Annotated in this window: 18 protein-coding genes; 9 read left to right on the top strand and 9 right to left on the bottom strand. The window is 67.2% G+C overall.

Going from position 1 to position 16,506, the window contains the following annotated elements; translation table 11 throughout:
- The first annotated feature begins 192 nt into the window (after positions 1–192).
- On the top strand, positions 193–504 hold the full coding sequence (locus AC1RVW_RS19345) for a hypothetical protein (RefSeq protein ID WP_493201837.1): 312 nt from the start codon (positions 193–195) through the stop codon (positions 502–504).
- A 116-nt stretch (positions 505–620) separates the two neighbouring features.
- On the opposite strand, the gene AC1RVW_RS19340 is transcribed toward AC1RVW_RS19345, so the two are convergent.
- The 7 genes from AC1RVW_RS19340 to AC1RVW_RS19310 all read right to left on the bottom strand — a co-directional run bounded on the left by AC1RVW_RS19340 (position 621) and on the right by AC1RVW_RS19310 (position 7,142).
- Complete coding sequence (locus AC1RVW_RS19340) at positions 621–1,064, bottom strand: hypothetical protein (RefSeq protein WP_493201835.1); 444 nt, start codon at positions 1,062–1,064, stop codon at positions 621–623.
- Positions 1,061–1,468 (bottom strand): hypothetical protein, encoded by a 408-nt coding sequence (locus AC1RVW_RS19335; protein WP_493201833.1) that lies wholly within the window; start codon positions 1,466–1,468, stop codon positions 1,061–1,063. The genes AC1RVW_RS19340 and AC1RVW_RS19335 overlap by 4 nt, the downstream gene beginning before the upstream one ends.
- A gap of 139 nt (positions 1,469–1,607) precedes the next feature.
- Positions 1,608–2,111, bottom strand: coding sequence for a hypothetical protein (locus AC1RVW_RS19330; protein WP_493201832.1), 504 nt, complete (start codon positions 2,109–2,111; stop codon positions 1,608–1,610).
- Positions 2,108–2,590 (bottom strand): OmpA family protein, encoded by a 483-nt coding sequence (locus AC1RVW_RS19325; RefSeq protein WP_493201830.1) that lies wholly within the window; start codon positions 2,588–2,590, stop codon positions 2,108–2,110. Before AC1RVW_RS19325 ends, AC1RVW_RS19330 begins: the two co-directional genes overlap by 4 nt.
- Positions 2,587–3,618: a M35 family metalloendopeptidase gene (locus tag AC1RVW_RS19320; RefSeq protein WP_493201828.1), complete on the bottom strand. Its 1,032-nt coding sequence runs from the start codon at positions 3,616–3,618 to the stop codon at positions 2,587–2,589. The genes AC1RVW_RS19325 and AC1RVW_RS19320 overlap by 4 nt, the downstream gene beginning before the upstream one ends.
- Before the next feature lie 195 nt (positions 3,619–3,813).
- On the bottom strand, positions 3,814–4,497 hold the full coding sequence (locus AC1RVW_RS19315) for a CPBP family glutamic-type intramembrane protease (RefSeq protein WP_493201826.1): 684 nt from the start codon (positions 4,495–4,497) through the stop codon (positions 3,814–3,816).
- Between the two features lie 125 nt (positions 4,498–4,622).
- On the bottom strand, positions 4,623–7,142 hold the full coding sequence (locus AC1RVW_RS19310) for an acylase (RefSeq protein WP_493201824.1): 2,520 nt from the start codon (positions 7,140–7,142) through the stop codon (positions 4,623–4,625).
- A gap of 253 nt (positions 7,143–7,395) precedes the next feature.
- On the opposite strand from AC1RVW_RS19310, the gene AC1RVW_RS19305 reads away from it, so the two are divergent.
- The 3 genes from AC1RVW_RS19305 to AC1RVW_RS19295 all read left to right on the top strand — a co-directional run bounded on the left by AC1RVW_RS19305 (position 7,396) and on the right by AC1RVW_RS19295 (position 9,339).
- The gene (locus AC1RVW_RS19305; RefSeq protein ID WP_493201823.1) at positions 7,396–7,965 is read left to right on the top strand and encodes a DUF3455 domain-containing protein; all 570 of its coding nucleotides are present in this window, start codon (positions 7,396–7,398) and stop codon (positions 7,963–7,965) included.
- Positions 7,966–8,062: 97 nt separating this feature from the next.
- Positions 8,063–8,587 carry a sigma-70 family RNA polymerase sigma factor gene (locus AC1RVW_RS19300; RefSeq protein WP_253820050.1) on the top strand — a complete coding sequence of 175 codons (525 nt, stop codon included), beginning with the start codon at positions 8,063–8,065 and terminating at the stop codon, positions 8,585–8,587.
- Positions 8,584–9,339, top strand: a complete 756-nt coding sequence (locus tag AC1RVW_RS19295; protein WP_081271359.1) for an anti-sigma factor — start codon at positions 8,584–8,586, stop codon at positions 9,337–9,339. The genes AC1RVW_RS19300 and AC1RVW_RS19295 overlap by 4 nt, the downstream gene beginning before the upstream one ends.
- Here the strand turns inward: AC1RVW_RS19295 and AC1RVW_RS19290 are convergent.
- Positions 9,326–10,543, bottom strand: coding sequence for an MFS transporter (locus tag AC1RVW_RS19290; RefSeq protein WP_493201821.1), 1,218 nt, complete (start codon positions 10,541–10,543; stop codon positions 9,326–9,328). The two genes, AC1RVW_RS19295 and AC1RVW_RS19290, sit on opposite strands and share 14 nt — an antisense overlap.
- 2 nt (positions 10,544–10,545) lie before the next feature.
- Positions 10,546–11,457 (bottom strand): LysR family transcriptional regulator, encoded by a 912-nt coding sequence (locus AC1RVW_RS19285; RefSeq protein WP_081271357.1) that lies wholly within the window; start codon positions 11,455–11,457, stop codon positions 10,546–10,548.
- A gap of 170 nt (positions 11,458–11,627) precedes the next feature.
- Between AC1RVW_RS19285 and AC1RVW_RS19280 the strand changes: the two genes are divergently transcribed.
- From AC1RVW_RS19280 to AC1RVW_RS19260, 5 genes are read left to right on the top strand one after another with little or no spacing between them, the layout of a single operon-like run.
- On the top strand, positions 11,628–12,281 hold the full coding sequence (locus tag AC1RVW_RS19280; RefSeq protein ID WP_081271356.1) for a hydrolase: 654 nt from the start codon (positions 11,628–11,630) through the stop codon (positions 12,279–12,281).
- Between the two features lie 18 nt (positions 12,282–12,299).
- Entirely contained in the window at positions 12,300–12,587 is a 288-nt protein-coding gene (locus AC1RVW_RS19275; protein WP_081271399.1) for a DUF1427 family protein, read from the top strand.
- Between the two features lie 4 nt (positions 12,588–12,591).
- Positions 12,592–14,478: an amidohydrolase gene (locus AC1RVW_RS19270; RefSeq protein ID WP_493201858.1), complete on the top strand. Its 1,887-nt coding sequence runs from the start codon at positions 12,592–12,594 to the stop codon at positions 14,476–14,478.
- A complete protein-coding gene (locus AC1RVW_RS19265) occupies positions 14,478–14,882 on the top strand; it encodes a DoxX family protein (protein WP_493201819.1) in 405 nt (134 codons plus the stop codon). Before AC1RVW_RS19270 ends, AC1RVW_RS19265 begins: the two co-directional genes overlap by 1 nt.
- On the top strand, positions 14,875–16,476 hold the full coding sequence (locus AC1RVW_RS19260) for an MFS transporter (RefSeq protein WP_493201817.1): 1,602 nt from the start codon (positions 14,875–14,877) through the stop codon (positions 16,474–16,476). The genes AC1RVW_RS19265 and AC1RVW_RS19260 overlap by 8 nt, the downstream gene beginning before the upstream one ends.
- Positions 16,477–16,506: the final 30 nt, after the last annotated feature.

Raw genomic sequence — 16,506 nt, 5'->3', positions numbered from 1 at the left:
AAAGCCGCAGCTACCGCACATGGTCTGCGGCTTTTCTGTTTGTGCCTCCAGTTTTGGCGGCTCGAACGGGAAGGCGCGAGCCTTGCCGGTTCTCGTCAGAGCTTCCCGGTCTTCCAACCCGTTCGAGCTGCCGCCATCGTTTGGAAGCGGTTGCGGCGGTTGTTGCAAAACCGAAGTTCTGCGAGGCCATACATGGCTGAATCTGCATCCGCGTCAGCGCAGTCAAGCGCTCGATCCACATCCCCCAACCTCGACGACCTCGCCCTGCAAGCCTGCGACGACGCCGAAAACCTCAACGACGTGATGCGCGCCTACGCCGCGCTCAGGAAGCTCGTAGACACCAGCGCCCTGAACGACAGCGAGGAACTCACCCCCAGCCGCAGCGAACTGAGCGCCTTGCTCGGTGTGCTCAACGACGCGCTGACGACGCGCATCGATGCCATCAACCTCGCGGCCGGCGCGGTGCGCGAAGCGCTGCAAGGGCGCAAGCCGGGCCTCGCGTGAGGTAGCGGCGAAGAGCCCGTTGTTCATTCAGGCAGCCGGTCTGGCCGGCTGCTGATATTGATTGCATGCTGTAGCTGCAGGCAGCGGCCTGCCCTCCAGCGAGCAATGTCCTCGAGCTACCGCTTGAAACCCGGAATCGGGACAGGATTGCAGTCCGGCAGCTTCAGGCCTTCGACGTCGGGATAAAGCTGGAGCGAGGCGAAATCGTTGCTGTCTCCCAGGCCATTCACGGGTGACCGATACCCACGAGCGACGGTGGTAATCGGAAGCTCGGTCTTCAACAAGATGCGCAGCGCTCTCGCCGCGTTGGCTGCACGCTGCTCAGCCAATGCCTTTGCCTTGCGGGGCACCGCGTCGGATGCCCCGACCTCTATGGAGGCGCGTGTGTACATGGAAAAGTTTGCATAGGAGCGGCCCAGCCATCTGGAAAGCTTGATGACCTGCGATCGATCCAGTGCTGTTGAGTTGCCATCGAAGCTCAGCGGGGTCTGTGTGATGTAGCTGCATGCTGATGCTTCTTCCGCTGCAAGTGCCCAGACTAGGGCGAGTCGGCTTTTCATTGTCGGGGTGGCTGTGACTTGTAAAGAGGGTCCCCTGCTTGGCAAGGGCATTCATGCGGACAGGCCGGAAGAAAGTCAAGTTGCACTGCTCGTACGCCTTGGCTCTTCTCCAACGGGTTGAGGTACGCGGATGCGGGCTTGCTGACATAGGCATGGTTTGGCAGATAAATCTTCGTTGCATCGAACTGCAGGTTGTCTTGCAAAACGCGCGCAACGTTGCGCGCCCTTTCCATTGCAAGGCTGCTCGGCGCTCGTTCGCCCGGTTCGGCAGAGGCGCTGATGTCGATGGATTCATGGTTCGGATATCTCGCTCGCAGATCTGCCATCCAGTTGGCCAGGCTTGACACCTGTGCTGCGGATACCGTGGCGGCGTTGTGCTCGAAGTACACGCCAATGACCTGCATGGGGCTGCAGGCGTGGGCGGCAGGCACAGCCGTCAAAACGAGGGATGCGAGCAGGGAGCCAAGCGCAACGTGAAGTTTTCGGTCTTGCCCGCCAGCGAGAGATGCAACCAAGGCACAAAGGATTCTTTTGTACATGGGTTTACTGCGGCTTGAGCGATGCTGGGGCGCCGTCAATCCACTTGCAGCACGACAGTGTCTTGGCGCACATCGGTTGAACCGTGGCGTGCAGATTGTCCAAGCGCTCGAGTCGTCTTGTCGGGGGGCTCTCAAGTTCATCGACATGGGTTTCCACTTCGAAAGAGGTCCCGTCGCTTAGCGTCTTAAGAAGGCCGGCGATTTCGGCAAGGCGGAGATGTGCTTTCCTCGATGAATCAGCATCGCCCTTGATCGCGAACGCAAAGATGTCAGCGCGGTAAATGCCGTGTGTCGCTCTGTTGGCGTCCTTCTGCTCGATGAACCAGTTTGTCAGAGAGATGATCTGCTCCGAACCGAGGTGCGTGCTTGTCGACGGGAACTGCACTTCGCGTTGGAGCCCACCAAAAGAACATGCGGTGGCTCCTGTGTGGGCGAAGGTGCAGAGAAGGGCGACACCTGTGCACAACCATCTTCGGCGAGCGAGCCCGGGCTCAAATTTCTCTTTCATCGTTGCAGGGCCGGCGGCTTGTAGAGAGGGTCACCTCTTTGGCACGGGCATTCGTGCGGGCACGCAGGCAGAAATTCAACGTCGACGCGCTTCACCAGGTCGCTTCCCTCCGGTGCTGGAGCCGCGGCAACATATCCATGGGTGGGAAGATGGATTTGCGGCACATCGAACTGCAAATCTTCGACGAGGATCTTTGCTACGTTCCTGGCGCGCCTCAGTCCCAGGTTGCTCGCGTCGTTCTCGCCGAATGCGGCTTGCGTGGTCATGAAGATGGCTTCTCGGTTCGGATACTTCACGCGAAGCACTGAGGTCCAGTTGGCAAGCTTTAGAACCTGTTTCGCTGGAACCTCTGCGGAGTTCCAGTCGAACACGACGCCGGTACTCTTGATTGGACTGCACGCCAGGATTGTTGGCGTGAAGAGAACGCAAACAGTTGCGGTGATGCGCTGCAGAAAAGAAAGTCGCCCGTTGCTCTTCACTTCGATGCATCCTTGTTGACGTTGAGAACATAGGCGGCAATGCTGTCCGCGTTCACCCTGAGCGCCGCCGCGTTCTCGGCTCGGACCTGATTCCTCGAGTTTGCCGTCCCGTACCAAGTGTCGTTCGAGCTGAAGGTGTCGTCGAAATGAGTCACTTCGTGGATCAGAGTCAGGAGCCGGGAGTCGCCGTCGAAGACCTTGTTCGTCCCGAAGATCACCACGTTGTCATGCGAGAACTCGCAGAACCGTAGAGCAATCGCAATGGTGTGGGTTGCCGTATCAGGCTTGCACACCGCTGCAGCAGTGCCAAATCCGTCATTCAAGACGCAGGTCGCCAGCTTGCCGCCTGGAGTGAATCGAACAAAGTTCCTCGCCTCCAGACTTCGAAGAACGCGGGCGCATTCGGTCAAACCCTTGCGCAAGTGTTCGCGCGTGCTCTGATCGGCAACGCCGAACCAGGTCATCACGCTAGCTCTGGCCTCTTCATCCCAACGCGCCAACTCGGGTAGACGCTGCTTCGTGATGTAGTCGATCGCCATATCCCGCAATTTCATGGTCGAGATGGCGAATTCCTTGTTGGTCTGGTTCGGGCAGATCCGCTCCGTCTGCTCGGCTTCTGGTGGGTGTGTGACAGCGTCATCCACGACCTTCTTGAAAGCTGCCATCTCCGATCCGAGGTGCGCGGTCGCCATTGAGGCTGGCGCCGACAACATTGGCGTGGCTTCCTTCGCATGCCAATCGCCATCGTCATATTCCGCCGACTGCCGCAACACCGACAGCAGCGGCTGCGGCACCGGGCAATGGCACACCACCACATCCCCCTCCAGCGCCATCTCCGATAAGAACTGCGGTCGCCGCGGCCCTCCTGCCTTGGCGATGATGCCGACGCTGTTGCATCCCTCGCAGTACGCCCTGCCACCGATCAGCGCGGGCCGGTGCCCGAAGAAATCGACCATCGGGCCGTCGTACGGCAGCACCCTTCCACCAGCGGCCGGTGGATCACCGACCAAGACAACTCTGCGCATCATCCTGAAACCTCCCTGTTGTGTGCGGGAGTTGTAGGAGGAAGCGCGCGTTGACACTGTTGCCCACTGTCAACTGGCTAGAAATTCTTCACGCGGGCACTGGTTTTCGATTCCTGGAGTGGCGTGGAGCCTGCCAAGGAAGGCCTGCAGCATTGCAGGCCAGGTCGGTTCGGGAGTGACGGCCTGTCGCGCAGACCCCTACGGCTGCACCGCCAGGAGCACGGCGTGCGTCAGCACGTGGGCAATCATTGCCGCCTCCAGGCCATGCCGCCAGAAAAGGTATCCGGCCACCAGGCCGAATGCGGCATTGGCCCCGACGATGTAGGCCACGAGGCCGGCACTCGGCGCGCCCGCCATGGCAAAGGCGGCCGGCAGGTGCCCCACGCCGAACAACAGTGCGCTGCCCGCGATGGCGACCCAGAAGATCCACGCGGGTGGCGTGGCGCGCCCTTGCCGTGCTGCAACGCGCCACAGGGCCCAGGCCATCGCGCTCATGAGGCCCCAGCGTACTAGGACTTCTTCCGTGATGCCGCCGTAGAGAAAGCGCACGACGGGCGGCAGCGTCACGCCCTGCAGCGCTCCGGCGGCATCGGCCGCGAGGCGCGTGATGGACCAGAGGAGCGCGGCGCCAAGCAGGCCGCCAACGATGCCTGGAAGGCACTGTGCGCGAAGCATGCCCCACGCCGGCCTCGACCCGGCCAGCGCCGCCAATGCCGGCGCCTGCAAACCGACCCCGGGTGCCAGCCTGGCACCGGCGTATGCCGCCAGTGCCAGCAGCATGGCGCTCTGCATGCCCGAGGCCACGCTCACGACCCACATCGGCAGCGGCAGCACCTTGCCCGCCAGGATCTCGGGCACTGCGAGCCATGCGACGGCGATCACCCCGGGAAGGCCTGCGCAAAAGGTTGCCGCGAATATTCGTCGAGTCAAGACTGCTCCTCCTTTTATCGTTATTGGGACGGCGTCGCCGCCGTGATCGCTCGAGCCGGCCGGCCACGGCCGCAGGCTCACTCGGCGATCACTTTGAGTGTCACATCTCTTTGCGCGTCGATCTCCGCACGCGTGAAGGGCAGTTCCACCCATTCGCGGCGGGCAAACCGCTCGGTCTGGTCGGCGAACCAGGGGGAGCCGGGGTCGGTCGACTGGGAGTAGGCGAGGAATGCCCTGGCGCGCGGCCCCTCGGCCGTGAACCCTACCGACTGCAGGTAGCTGGTGCCATGCACGGCTTCGCGCAGGCCGCTTCCGGTGGCATCGACGCTCATCATCATGTTGTACACGCCCAGTTCCTCATGTCCGCCGGGAACGGGGATGCGCCGTCCGCCCCGCGTCGCGCCCTGGATGTCTCCCCAGCGCCGGCCCGCAGCCCAGCCCCTGGCTGCGACGTTGCGCACCGCGGCTTCCATGGCCGCACGCACCTGGGCCGCCACTTCGGGCTTTTCCACGCGCAGGCCGCGCGGCGTGTTCACGGGATCGGAGGGATCGAACGCCACGCGCCAGACGTCCGGGCTCTGCTGCAGGAACGACAGCGCGAAATCTTCCATGTACCCATAGCCGATGCCGGCATCCAGGCCTGCCGTGCGGTCCCATGACTTGAGCGCCGCGCATGCCTGGCGCATCTCGGCAGTGGCTTCGGGCGACCTGCTGCCGCCCGGGCATAGCGAGAGCATGTCGTCGAGCACCAGCTCCGCCAGGTACACGCGGTTGTCCAGCACCATGGCCTCGACCTGGTCCTGCGATACGCGTCGGGTGGGCAGCCCGTTGCGCGGCTGCAGGGCGGTGTGCAGCCACGACAGGCCCTGACGTGTGCGCAAGCCTTGCCGGGAGCCCGCGATGCTCAACAGCGGAGAGAAGCCCTCGAGCGGAGCCTGCGGATTGGTCAGCCAGGCGCTGTCGTTCGAGTTGTGGACGTAGTCGTGGCGCTCCAGCAGCGGCAGAGCCTTGCCTGCAAAGATGCCGGCCTGCGGCGCGGCAGGGTCGTTCGCCCATTGGCAGCGCGTCGTGTCGCCTCGCAGCACGGGGGCGGGGAGGTCCTTCAACGCGTCGGAGCCGGTGGCCTGGCAGTCGGCCAGCATTTGCGCGGAGACGTTCGGCGTGGGCGTTGCGCTCATGAACAGCGTGCGCCCGGAGGCGTCCGCCGCCAGGGTGTTGTTCCACGGGTTGCCCACGATGCGCAGCACCGCGTCTTTCATCTCGTCGAGCGAGCGGGCCCGGTTCATGGCCAGCCACTGGTCGGCCAGGCGGTGGTTGTCCGTGTTGGTATCGCGCACGGTGTAGGCGTGCTGGCTGTCCCAGCGCAGCGGCCCATGGGCGATGACGGTGCCGAAGTCGGTGGTGTAGTAGGCGTGTTCACGTGTTGCGATGCGCCCGTCGGGCTCCCGTACGTCGATCTTGAACACCTTGCGCTCCATGGGCCTGCTTTGCCCGTCCACCATGTAGCGCGTGGGGTCCGCGGGGTCCAGGCGCAACTGGTGGAAGGTGAGGCGCGCCGCCGTGTTCGTGGTGTGCGTCCAGGCAAAGTCGCGCGTGAAGCCGATGCCCACGATCGGCAGTCCGGGCAGGCTGGCGCCCATCACGTCCATGCGGCCGGGAATGGTCAGGTGCAACTGGTACAGGCGCAGCACGCCGGCCCAGGGAAAGTGCGGGTTGCCCAGCACCATGCCGCGACCGTTGGCGGTGGCTTCGCTGCCCAATGCCATGGCATTGCTGCCCGTGCTGGGCTTTTGCACCAGTGCCTTGAGCGCGCTCGCCCCGGAAATCTGCGGCGCGCCTTGTGCGGCACTGCCGCTGCGCTGCGGCGGCGAAGCCTGGGCCAGCAAGGGCGCGGTGTCGGCCAGTCCATTGAGCGCCGCGTAGTCGCGCATCAGCCGCACGAGGTCGGCTTCTTCCACCGCACGCACCCAGGTCGCGCCCTTGCAGCTCGACGGCAATGCCTGTGCCCCGGTTTCTCGCAGGTAGCGGTTGAAGCCCGCGGCAAATCCTTTGAACATCGCCTTGACCGGTTCGCTGTAGGCGTTCCAGGCCGCGCGCACCTTGGCCTCGTCGTTGTGATGGCGATAGAACAGGTCGGAGGTCACATTGGCGGGCAGGGTGCCCTGTCCCGATGCGGGCAAGGCCCCTTCGCCGAAGTAGCGGGACCGTTCGCCCCGCACGGTGACGAAATGCTCTGCGAGCACGCAGAAGTTGTCCTGCGCGTACGAATAGCCCACGCCGTAGCCGATGCCCTTCTCGTCGCTGGCCTCGATGTGCGGAATGCCATGGGCGGTGCGGCGGATCTCGGCCTTGTAGACATCGCCCGGGGAGGTGCCTTGCTGCCCGCCGCCCGTGCTGCTGACATTGCCGCTGTTGCTGCCGGTGCCGCCGGTGCCGTTGAGCCAGTTGCCGATGCCATTGTCGCTGCCGCTGTTGCTGCCGCCGCATGCGGCCAACGCCGCGGTGGCGCTGGCGCAAAGGCCCAGCCGCCAGGCCCGCCGCAGCCCGCATGGACGGTTGGAAGCCGGAGGCGAGGAATGCAAATGCCGAGAGTTCATGTCGTCCCTGATCGAAGTCGGCTGCCGCACCACGCCGCAGCCCTCGGGGCACGATAGAAACCCAGGCTTGGCACAAGCTGAAGCGATGCTGAAAGAACGCTGAACGTGCGCCGGCCGCTCGGAGGGCCGGGATGGGGCGGGGTTGGCGCGCCGGAAGATTTTTTTCGTGAGGCTGCATCCAAACCCGCCCCTGGCGTGTAGACCTCTCAGCAGCAAGGAGCTGCTGACCCTCTACAACCCCAGGAGAAATTCCATGCACACCTCCCGTCCCGCCCGTTCGCTCGCCGTTGTCGGCGCTGTTTCCGCCGCTGCCGCGGTGCTCACCGCCTGCGGCTCGATGTCGATGACGCCCGCTTTCAACCAGTCCAGCCTGCCGCCCACCATCCAGGTGCCGGCCGGCAACAAGGTCGCGATGGAAACCGTGGGCAAGGGCGACATCACCTACGAATGCCGCGACAAGGCCAACGCCCCGGGCCAGACGGAGTGGGTGTTCGTCGGCCCCGACGCCAGGCTGCTGGACCGCAGCGGCAAGCAGGTCGGCAAGTACTACGGCCCGCCGGCCACCTGGGAGTCGATGGACGGCTCCAAGCTCACGGCCACGCAGCTGGCGGTCGCGCCCTCGGGCCCGACCAGCCTGCCGTACCAGCTGGTGAAGGCCAACCCGGCCACGGGCAGCGGCGCCATGACGGGCGTCACGTACATCCAGCGCGTGGCGCTGCAAGGCGGCGTGGCGCCGGCGGCCGTGCCGTGCACGCCGGCCACCAAGGGCCAGAAGCAGGTGGTGCAGTACCAGGCCGACTACATCTTCTGGAAGGCGTCCTGATCGGGGGGCGATTCGGCGGCGGGGCCGCCGGCTCCACTACCATCGGGCCGTGCAGAACCCGCCACCCACCTCGCCCTTCGACTACGACGCCACCCTCATGGCCTGCGCACGCGGTGACCGTCAGGCCCTGCAACAGCTCTATCAGCGCGAAAGCCGCTACCTGCTGGGTGTGGCGCTGCGCATCGTGCGCCAGCGCCAGCAGGCCGAAGACGTTCTGCACGACGCCTTCATCAGCATCTGGCAGCGCGCGGAAACCTTCAACCCGGCGCGCGGCGAAGGCCGGGGCTGGATCTACAGCGTGGTGCGCAACGCCGCGCTGAACATGGTGCGCAGCGGCGCACGCCAGGTGGACGTGAGCGAAGACGCGGCCGAGGCCATCGACGACCAGGCCGCGCTCGCGGCCTATGCCACCGCCGCCGACCCGTTCGAGCTGCGCGCGGACCTCGGCAGGCTTGAAGGCTGCCTGAGCGGCCTGGAGCCGGCGCGGCGCGACTGCATCCTCTATGCGTATGTGGAGGGCTGCTCGCACGGCGAGATCGCCGAGCGGCTGCAGACGCCGCTGGGCACGGTCAAGGCCTGGATCCAGCGCGGCATGCGCGCGCTGCGGGAGTGCATGGCATGAGCAGCGGCACCGCTTCTTCCGGTTTCGGGAATTTCGAAGACATCGACGCGCTGGCGGGCGAATACGTGCTGGGCACGCTGTCTGGCAACGCGCGCGCGGCGGTGGAAGCCCGCATGCGCGACGAGCCCGCGCTGCGCGATGCGGTGCAGGCGTGGGAAGCCCGGCTGCTGCCGCTGGCCTCGCTGGCGCCGCCGGCCGATCCCTCGCCCGCGCTGTGGTCGCGCATCGAGCGCACGCTGGGCAGTGTTGCTGCTGCTGCAGCAGCAGCCGCACCGAAGGCCGGGCAGCCGGCGCGCGCATCGGGCTTCGCGAGCTGGTGGAACAACCTGCAGCTCTGGCGCGGCCTTGCCGCCGGCGGCTTTGCAGCCGCGGCGCTGATGGTGGCCGTGCTGGTCACCCGTCCGGCGCCCACGCCGCAGTACATGGTGGTGCTGGTCGCCCCGCAGGACAAGTCGCCGGGCTGGGTGATCCAGACCACGTCGTCGCGCCAGCTGAGCCTGGTGCCGCTGGGCACCGTCGAAGTGCCGCCGCAGAAGACGCTGCAGTTCTGGACCAAGGCCGACCAGTGGCGCGGCCCGGTGTCGCTGGGGCTGGTCAAGCAGGGCCAGACGCTGCGCATTCCCATCGACAAGCTGCCGCCGCTGGAGCCGAACCAGTTGTTCGAGCTCACGCTGGAGCCCGAGAACGGCTCGCCCATCGACCGTCCGACCGGGCCGATCCAGTTCATCGGGCGCGCGGTCAAGGTGCTGTAGCGCTGCTGCTCCGGCTGGCAAGGGCGGCCGCGACGCCGATGGCGCCCACCAGCATGCACAGCACGAAGATCACCATGCGCGTCTGCGCCGCGTCGGCAAAGGCGCCGACCAGCAGGCCCGCGAGCGGCTGCGTCAGGTTGTTCAGCAGCACGATCACGCCGGTGGTCTTGCCGTAGTCGTGCGCCGGAATGATCCGCTGGCGGTGGATGCGGATGTAGATGCTGAACATCTTGTCGAACCCGATCACCAGCAGGAAGCCGGCCGCATAGCCCCAGTGGCTGGTGCTGACGGCGGTGAGCAGGCCCCCGCCGAAGATCAGCAGGTAGGCGGTCAGCCCCATCTTCTTCAGCGCGAACGACCCCCGGATGATGCTCAGCAGGATCGCGATGGTGGCGACGGCGCCCAGCGTCTGCAGCCACGCGTAGTAGGTGGCCGAGCGATGGTGCAGCCCGGTGACCATCGCGGCGGAAGAAGCGAGCGTGGTGCCGAGCATCAGGTTCACGCCGGCCGTGAGCCCGGTCAGCCGCAGCAGGCCCGGCAGGTGCAGCAGATGGCCGAGCGCGGTCTTGATCGGCTGCAGCAAGTGGCCCTTGACGGCCTGCGGTTCGTGCAGCTGCATGGGGTTGCCGCGCCGCCAGTACGCGGTGGCGACATCCGCCAGCAGGAAGAGGGCGGCCGCCGCGCCCACCACCGCCTGCCAGGGCAACAACGCAAAAAGCGCCGCCGCAACGAGCGGCCCGAGCACCATGCCGGTCTGCTCGGCCGTCTGCGCATAGGCCAGCACCTTGTCGAAGCCGTGGCCGTTGCCGGCAATCTGCGGCAGCATCACCTCGCGCGCCATGACGCCCTGCGTGGTCAGCACGCCGCACACGGCAGACAGGCCCACCAGCCAGCCGATGCCGCCCAGCGCCTCGTTGCCCAGCACGCCGAGCACGCAGACCAGCGCGCGAAAGACCTGGCTGCCGCGCAGCAGCCTGATCGGCGAGATCCGGTCGCACAGCGCGCCGCAGACGGGGAACGACAGGAAGCGCGGAAAGGTCTCGGCCGCGAAGGCATAGCCGGACCACGCCACGTCCTGCGTCACCTGGAACACCACCAGCGGCACCAGGAACAGCAGGATCTGGTCGGCCAGCTTGGAGACGAGCAGCGAGAAAAGAAAGGCCGGGAACTGACGAGCCGCGCGCCGCGGGCCGATCGGCTTCATCCTCAGAACGCCGAGCGCGGCAGCAGCGCCGGCACCAGCGTGCGGTTCATCCGCTCGCGCCACCAGCGCAGCGCCTGGCCTTGCGCGCCGGTCTTCCAGGCCAGCCAGAAGGCTTCGGGCGGGCGCGGTTCCTCGGTGGGCAGTTCGACCAGCGTGCCGCGCTTGAGCTCGCCCAGGATGCAGGCGCGCGGCAGGAAGCCGTGGCCCAGGCCGGCGACCTGGCAGGCGATCTTCGCGGGCATCGACGGCACGGTGATGCGCGGCTGGCCGGCCAGCAGGCCGACGGTGCGCTCCGACAGTGTGCGCGCGCTGTCGCCCACCACGATGGCGTTGCACTCCAGCAGGTCGCCGCGCTGCAGCGGCCGGCCCAGCCGCGTGAGCGGGTGCGAAGGCGCCACGCAGAACGCGAAGTCGAGGCTGCCCACGGTCACCGCCTGGTAGCCGCCGCCGGCCGGCCCGTCGCCCGCGGCGATGACGATGTCGGCGCGCCCCTCGCGCAGCGCCTCCCAGCTGCCGGTGAGCGCCTCGCAGCCGATGCGCAGCCGCGTGCCGCAGCGCAGGTCTTCGAAGGCGCGGATGTCGTCGATGAGCGCTTGCGTGGGAATGAGCGAGTCGTGCACCAGCCGCAGCTCCGACTCGTAGCCGGTGGCGATCTGCCGCATGCGCGATTCGAGATCGTTCGCGGCGCTGAGCAGCCAGCGGCCCTCCTTGAGCATTTCTTCGCCGGCGGCGGTGAGCGTGACGCGCGGGCCGTTGCGCTCGAACAGCAGCATGCCGAGCTGCTCCTCGAGCTTGCCTACCGCATACGAGATGGTGGAGGGCACCTTGTTCAGGCGGGTGGCGGCGGCGGCGAAGGAGCCGTGGCGCGCGATGGCGTCGACCACCTCGATGGCTTCCAGGCTGAGTTTGAGCATGCGGCGGTCCTTGTCGAAAAAGAAAGATCGAAAAATTCGATCATTGACGGTGAAAAGTTTCGTCGATGACAGTGAGTGGGAGCCCGATGATTCAGCCCATGCCAAGGAGATTCCCTCCGAACGCAATTGTGAATTCAATCGAACGTCAACTCAAGCCCAGGAGCTTTTCCATGTCCATCAAAGCCACCCCCACCGCCGGTTCCAAGCTGCTCACGCCCACCGATCACACGCTGGTGATGATCGACTTCCAGTCGCAGATGGCCTTTGCCACGCATTCCATCGACGCCGTGAACCTGCGCAACAACGCCGCGCTGGTGGCGCAGGCGGCGGCCGGCTTCGGCGTGTCGACCATCCTCACGACCGTGGCCGAGAAGAGCTTCTCGGGCCCGATGTTCAGCGAGATCACCGACGCGTTCCCCGGCCAGAAGATGCTCGACCGCACCTCGATGAACACCTGGGAAGACGCCGCCGTGATCGATCGCGTCAACCAGATCGGCAAGCCGCGCATCGTGCTGTCGGGCCTGTGGACCAGCGTGTGCATCGTCGGGCCGGCGCTGTCGGCGCTGGACCAGGGCTTCGAGGTGTACGTGATCGCAGATGCCTGCGGCGACGTGTCGGCCGAGGCGCACAACCGCGCGATGGAGCGCATGGTGCAGGCCGGCGCGCAGCCGATGACCTCGCTGCAATACCTGCTCGAGCTGCAGCGCGACTGGGCCCGCGGCGACACCTATGAGCTGACCACCGGCATCGCGAAGAAGGTGGGCGGCGCCTACGGCCTGGGCGTGACCTACGCCAAGACCATGTTCGGCGCGCACGAAGGCTGAAAGCGGGGGGTGAACCAGATGAAGCCCTATGTCCTGTCGCTTGCGCTCGGCCTCTTGGTCGGCGTGATCTACGCACTGTTCCAGGTGCGCTCGCCGGCGCCGCCGGTCATCGCCCTGGTGGGGCTTCTGGGGATACTGCTCGGCGAGCAGATCCCCCCGCTCATCAAGAGCGTGTTCAAGCCCGACGCCGTGGCCACCTCGTGGCTGCACCACCAGGTCAAGCCGCATGTGTTCGGCGAACTGCCGAAGTGCCTGCCCGCCCAGACCGCCGCCGAAACCCCCAACAAGGAAACCCGCCATGGCTGAGAACATGACGACCCCGCCCGACCTGATCCTGCACAACGGCCGCTTCACCACGCTGGACCGCGCCAACCCGGTGGCCGACGCCGTGGCCGTCAAGGACGGCCGCTTCACCCGTGTCGGCCGCGCCGAAGACGTGCTGCCGCTGGCCGGCGGCGCCACCCGCGTGATCGACCTGCAGGGCAAGCGCGTGCTGCCGGGGCTGATCGACAACCACCTGCACATCATTCGCGGCGGCCTGAACTTCAACCTGGAGCTTCGCTGGGACGGCGTGCGCAGCCTGGCCGACGCCATGGGCATGCTCAAGCGGCAGGTGGCCATCACCCCCGCGCCGCAGTGGGTGCGCGTGGTGGGCGGCTTCACCGAGCACCAGTTCGCGGAAAAGCGCCTGCCGACCATCGAGGAACTGAATGCGGTGGCGCCCGACACGCCGGTGTTCATCCTGCACCTTTACGACCGCGCGCTGCTCAACGGCGCCGCGCTGCGCGCCGTGGGCTACACCAAGGACACGCCCGCGCCACCCGGCGGCGAGATCGTGCGCGACAGCGCCGGCAACCCCACCGGCCTGCTGCTGGCCAAGCCGAACGCGGCCATCCTCTACGCCACGCTGGCCAAGGGCCCGAAGCTGCCCTTCGACTACCAGCTCAATTCCACGCGCCATTTCATGCGCGAGCTCAACCGCCTGGGCGTGACCGGCGCCATCGACGCGGGCGGCGGCAACCAGAACTACCCCGACGACTATGAAGTGATCCAGAAGCTCGCCGACGACGGCCAGCTCACCATCCGCCTGGCCTACAACCTGTTCACGCAGAAGCCCAAGCAGGAAAAGGACGACTTCCTGAACTGGACCGCCAACTCCACATACAAGCAGGGCGACGACTACTTCCGCCACAACGGCGCCGGCGAGATGCTGGTGTTCTCGGCCGCCGACTTCGAGGACTTTCGCCAGCCGCGCCCGGAGATGGCGCCCGAGATGGAAGGCGACCTGGAGGGTGTGGTGCGCATCCTGGCGCAGAACCGCTGGCCCTGGCGCATGCACGCCACCTACGACGAGACCATCAGCCGCTCGCTCGACGTGTTCGAGAAGGTCGACAAAGACACGCCGCTGGCCGGCCTGAACTGGTTCTTCGACCATGCCGAGACCATTTCGGAGAAGTCGATGGACCGCATCGCCGCGCTGGGCGGCGGCGTGGCCGTGCAGCACCGCATGGCCTACCAGGGCGAATACTTCGTGGAGCGCTATGGCGCCGCCGCGGCCGAGGCCACGCCGCCGGTCAAGCGCATGCTGGAGCGCGGCCTGAAGGTCTCGGCCGGCACCGACGCGACGCGCGTGGCTTCGTACAACCCGTGGGTGTCGCTGTCGTGGCTGGTCACGGGCAAGACCGTTGGCGGCCTGCAGATCACGCCGCAGCGCAACCTGCTCGACCGCGAACAGGCGCTGCGCATGTGGACCGAGAACGTCACCTGGTTCTCGAACGAGGAGGGCAAGAAGGGCCGCATCCAGGCCGGCCAGCTCGCCGACCTGGTGGTGCCCGACCGCGATTTCTTCGCCTGCGCCGAATCGGACATCGCCGACACCACGGCACTGCTCACGATGGTGGGCGGCAAGGTGGTCTACGGCGCCGGCGTGTTCGCAGCGCACGACGAAGGCTCGGTGCCCCCGGCCATGCCCGACTGGTCGCCCGCGCGCACCTTCGGCGGCTACGCCGGCTGGGCCGACAAGAAGGAGGGCGCGCCGCTGCAGAAGGTTCTGCGCAACGCTGCTGCGTCCTGCGGCTGCGCCAACAACTGCAACGTGCACGGCCACGGCCACGCCACGGCCTGGAGCAGCAAGCTGCCCGTGGCCGACCTCAAGAGCTTCTGGGGCGCGCTCGGCTGCGCCTGCTGGGCGGTGTGATGGCGACGCGCTGGACCACCTCGCCCGCGCTGCGCTGGATCGCGTTGCTGCTGCTGTGCGCCGCCTACCTGCAGGGCGGGCTGAACAAGGCGATGGACTTCGACGCGGCCCTCGCCGAGATGAACCACTTCGGCCTGTCGCCCGCCGGCCCTCTGGCCGTGGCGGTCATCGTGCTGGAGCTGGGCGCCTCGGCGCTGATCCTCGCGGGGCGGCTGCGCTGGCTGGGCGCGCTGGCGCTCGGCGGCTTCACGCTGATGGCGACCTTCGTGGCGCTGCGCTTCTGGCAGATGCCGCTCGGGCAGGAGCGCTTCATGGCGGCCAACGCCTTCTTCGAACACCTGGGCCTGGCCGGCGGTTTCCTGCTGGTTGCCTGGCATGACCTGAAGGAGCGTGCCCATGCCTGACAACTCTCACGGCGCGGTCGCGCCGGCGGCCCGGTCCGGCGCCTTCGCGCCGCTGCGCCATCCGGTGTTCGCGGTGCTCTGGGCCGCCACCGTGCTCGGCAACATCGGCAGCTTCATGCGCGACGTGGCCAGCTCGTGGCTGGTGACCGACCTGTCGGCCAACCCGACGGCGGTGGCGCTCATCCAGACGGCGGCCACGCTGCCGGTGTTCCTGCTCGCCATTCCGGCGGGGGTGCTCTCGGACATCCTCGACCGGCGGCGCTTCCTGATCTTCGTGCAGCTGGTGCTGGCGGCGGTCAGCGGCACGCTGCTGGTGCTTTCGCACACCGGCGCGCTCACGGTCGAATACCTGATCGTGCTGACCTTCGTGGGCGGCATCGGCGCGGCGCTGATGGGGCCGACCTGGCAGTCGATCGTGCCGGAGCTGGTGCCGCGTTCGGACCTCAAGGGCGCGGTGGCGCTGAACTCGCTGGGCATCAACATCGCGCGCTCCATCGGGCCGGCGGCTGGCGGGCTGATTCTTGCGAGCTTCGGCGCGGCGGCCACCTACGGCGTGGACGTGCTGAGCTATGTGTTCGTGATCGCCGCGCTGCTGTGGTGGAAGCGCCCGGCGCCTGCCGACGGCGGGCTGTCGGAGAACTTTCTCGGCGCCTTCCGCGCCGGCCTGCGCTACACGCGGGCCAGCAAGGAGCTGCACGTGGTGCTGCTGCGCGCGGCGGTGTTCTTCCTGTTCGCCAGTTCGGTGTGGGCGCTGCTGCCGCTGGTGGCGCGCCAGATGCTCGGCGGCAGCGCCGGCTTCTACGGCGTGCTGCTCGGCGCCGTGGGGGCGGGCGCCATCGGCGGCGCGCTGGTGATGCCGCGCCTGCGTGCCCGGCTCGACGCCGACGGCATGCTGCTGCTGGCCGCGCTGCTCACGGCCGCCGTGATGGGCAGCCTGGTCTTCGCGCCGCCGAAGTGGCTGGCGGTGCTGCTGCTGTTGCTGCTGGGCCTGGGCTGGATCATTGCGCTGACCACGCTCAACGGCGTGGCCCAGTCGATCCTGCCCAACTGGGTGCGCGGACGCGGGCTGGCCGTGTACCTCACGGTGTTCAACGGCGCGATGGCGGCCGGCAGCCTGGGCTGGGGCCTGGTGGCGCAGCAGGTCGGCGTGCCGGCCACGCTGGTGGCGGGGGCCGTGGGGCTGGTGGTGGTCGGGCTGGTGTTCCACCGCGTGCGGCTGCCCTCCGGCGAGGCCGACCTGCAGGCGTCGAACCACTGGCCCGAGCCTTTGCTCGCCGAGCCGGTGGCGCACGACCGCGGGCCGGTGATGATCCAGATCGAATACCGCATCCGCAAGGACGACCGTCCGGCCTTCCTGCAGGCGATGAAGCGCCTGTCTCTCGAACGCCGCCGCGACGGCGCCTACGCCTGGGGCCTGCACGAGCACACGGCCGACGCCGAGCGGGTGATGGAGTGGTTCCTCGTCGAATCCTGGGCGGAGCACCTGCGCCAGCACCACCGGGTGTCGCAGGCCGACGCCGACCTGCAGGGCGAGGCGCTGCGCTTTCACATCGGGCCGGGGAAGCCCGAGGTGCATCACTTCCTGGCGCTGTAGCGCGGGCGGCTTGGGCCCGCGGTCGTCAGG

The sequence above is a fragment of the Variovorax sp. MPBD4-3 genome, assembly GCF_058809745.1.
The sequence above is the reverse complement of the archived record's forward strand: the minus strand, read 5'-3'. Positions and strand labels throughout refer to the sequence as shown.

Excerpts from the sequence above, each read along its gene's own strand:
- AC1RVW_RS19310 (WP_493201824.1), bottom strand. The coding sequence starts at position 7,142 with ATGAACTCTCGGCATTTGCATTCCTCGCCTCCGGCTTCCAACCGTCCA.
- AC1RVW_RS19340 (WP_493201835.1), bottom strand. The coding sequence starts at position 1,064 with ATGAAAAGCCGACTCGCCCTAGTCTGGGCACTTGCAGCGGAAGAAGCA.
- AC1RVW_RS19320 (WP_493201828.1), bottom strand. The coding sequence starts at position 3,618 with ATGATGCGCAGAGTTGTCTTGGTCGGTGATCCACCGGCCGCTGGTGGA.
- AC1RVW_RS19295 (WP_081271359.1), top strand. The coding sequence starts at position 8,584 with ATGAGCAGCGGCACCGCTTCTTCCGGTTTCGGGAATTTCGAAGACATC.
- AC1RVW_RS19260 (WP_493201817.1), top strand. The coding sequence starts at position 14,875 with ATGCCTGACAACTCTCACGGCGCGGTCGCGCCGGCGGCCCGGTCCGGC.
- AC1RVW_RS19300 (WP_253820050.1), top strand. The coding sequence starts at position 8,063 with ATGGCCTGCGCACGCGGTGACCGTCAGGCCCTGCAACAGCTCTATCAG.
- AC1RVW_RS19285 (WP_081271357.1), bottom strand. The coding sequence starts at position 11,457 with ATGCTCAAACTCAGCCTGGAAGCCATCGAGGTGGTCGACGCCATCGCG.
- AC1RVW_RS19345 (WP_493201837.1), top strand. The coding sequence starts at position 193 with ATGGCTGAATCTGCATCCGCGTCAGCGCAGTCAAGCGCTCGATCCACA.
- AC1RVW_RS19330 (WP_493201832.1), bottom strand. The coding sequence starts at position 2,111 with ATGAAAGAGAAATTTGAGCCCGGGCTCGCTCGCCGAAGATGGTTGTGC.
- AC1RVW_RS19280 (WP_081271356.1), top strand. The coding sequence starts at position 11,628 with ATGTCCATCAAAGCCACCCCCACCGCCGGTTCCAAGCTGCTCACGCCC.
- AC1RVW_RS19265 (WP_493201819.1), top strand. The coding sequence starts at position 14,478 with ATGGCGACGCGCTGGACCACCTCGCCCGCGCTGCGCTGGATCGCGTTG.
- AC1RVW_RS19290 (WP_493201821.1), bottom strand. The coding sequence starts at position 10,543 with ATGAAGCCGATCGGCCCGCGGCGCGCGGCTCGTCAGTTCCCGGCCTTT.
- AC1RVW_RS19305 (WP_493201823.1), top strand. The coding sequence starts at position 7,396 with ATGCACACCTCCCGTCCCGCCCGTTCGCTCGCCGTTGTCGGCGCTGTT.
- AC1RVW_RS19270 (WP_493201858.1), top strand. The coding sequence starts at position 12,592 with ATGACGACCCCGCCCGACCTGATCCTGCACAACGGCCGCTTCACCACG.
- AC1RVW_RS19275 (WP_081271399.1), top strand. The coding sequence starts at position 12,300 with ATGAAGCCCTATGTCCTGTCGCTTGCGCTCGGCCTCTTGGTCGGCGTG.
- AC1RVW_RS19335 (WP_493201833.1), bottom strand. The coding sequence starts at position 1,468 with ATGCAGGTCATTGGCGTGTACTTCGAGCACAACGCCGCCACGGTATCC.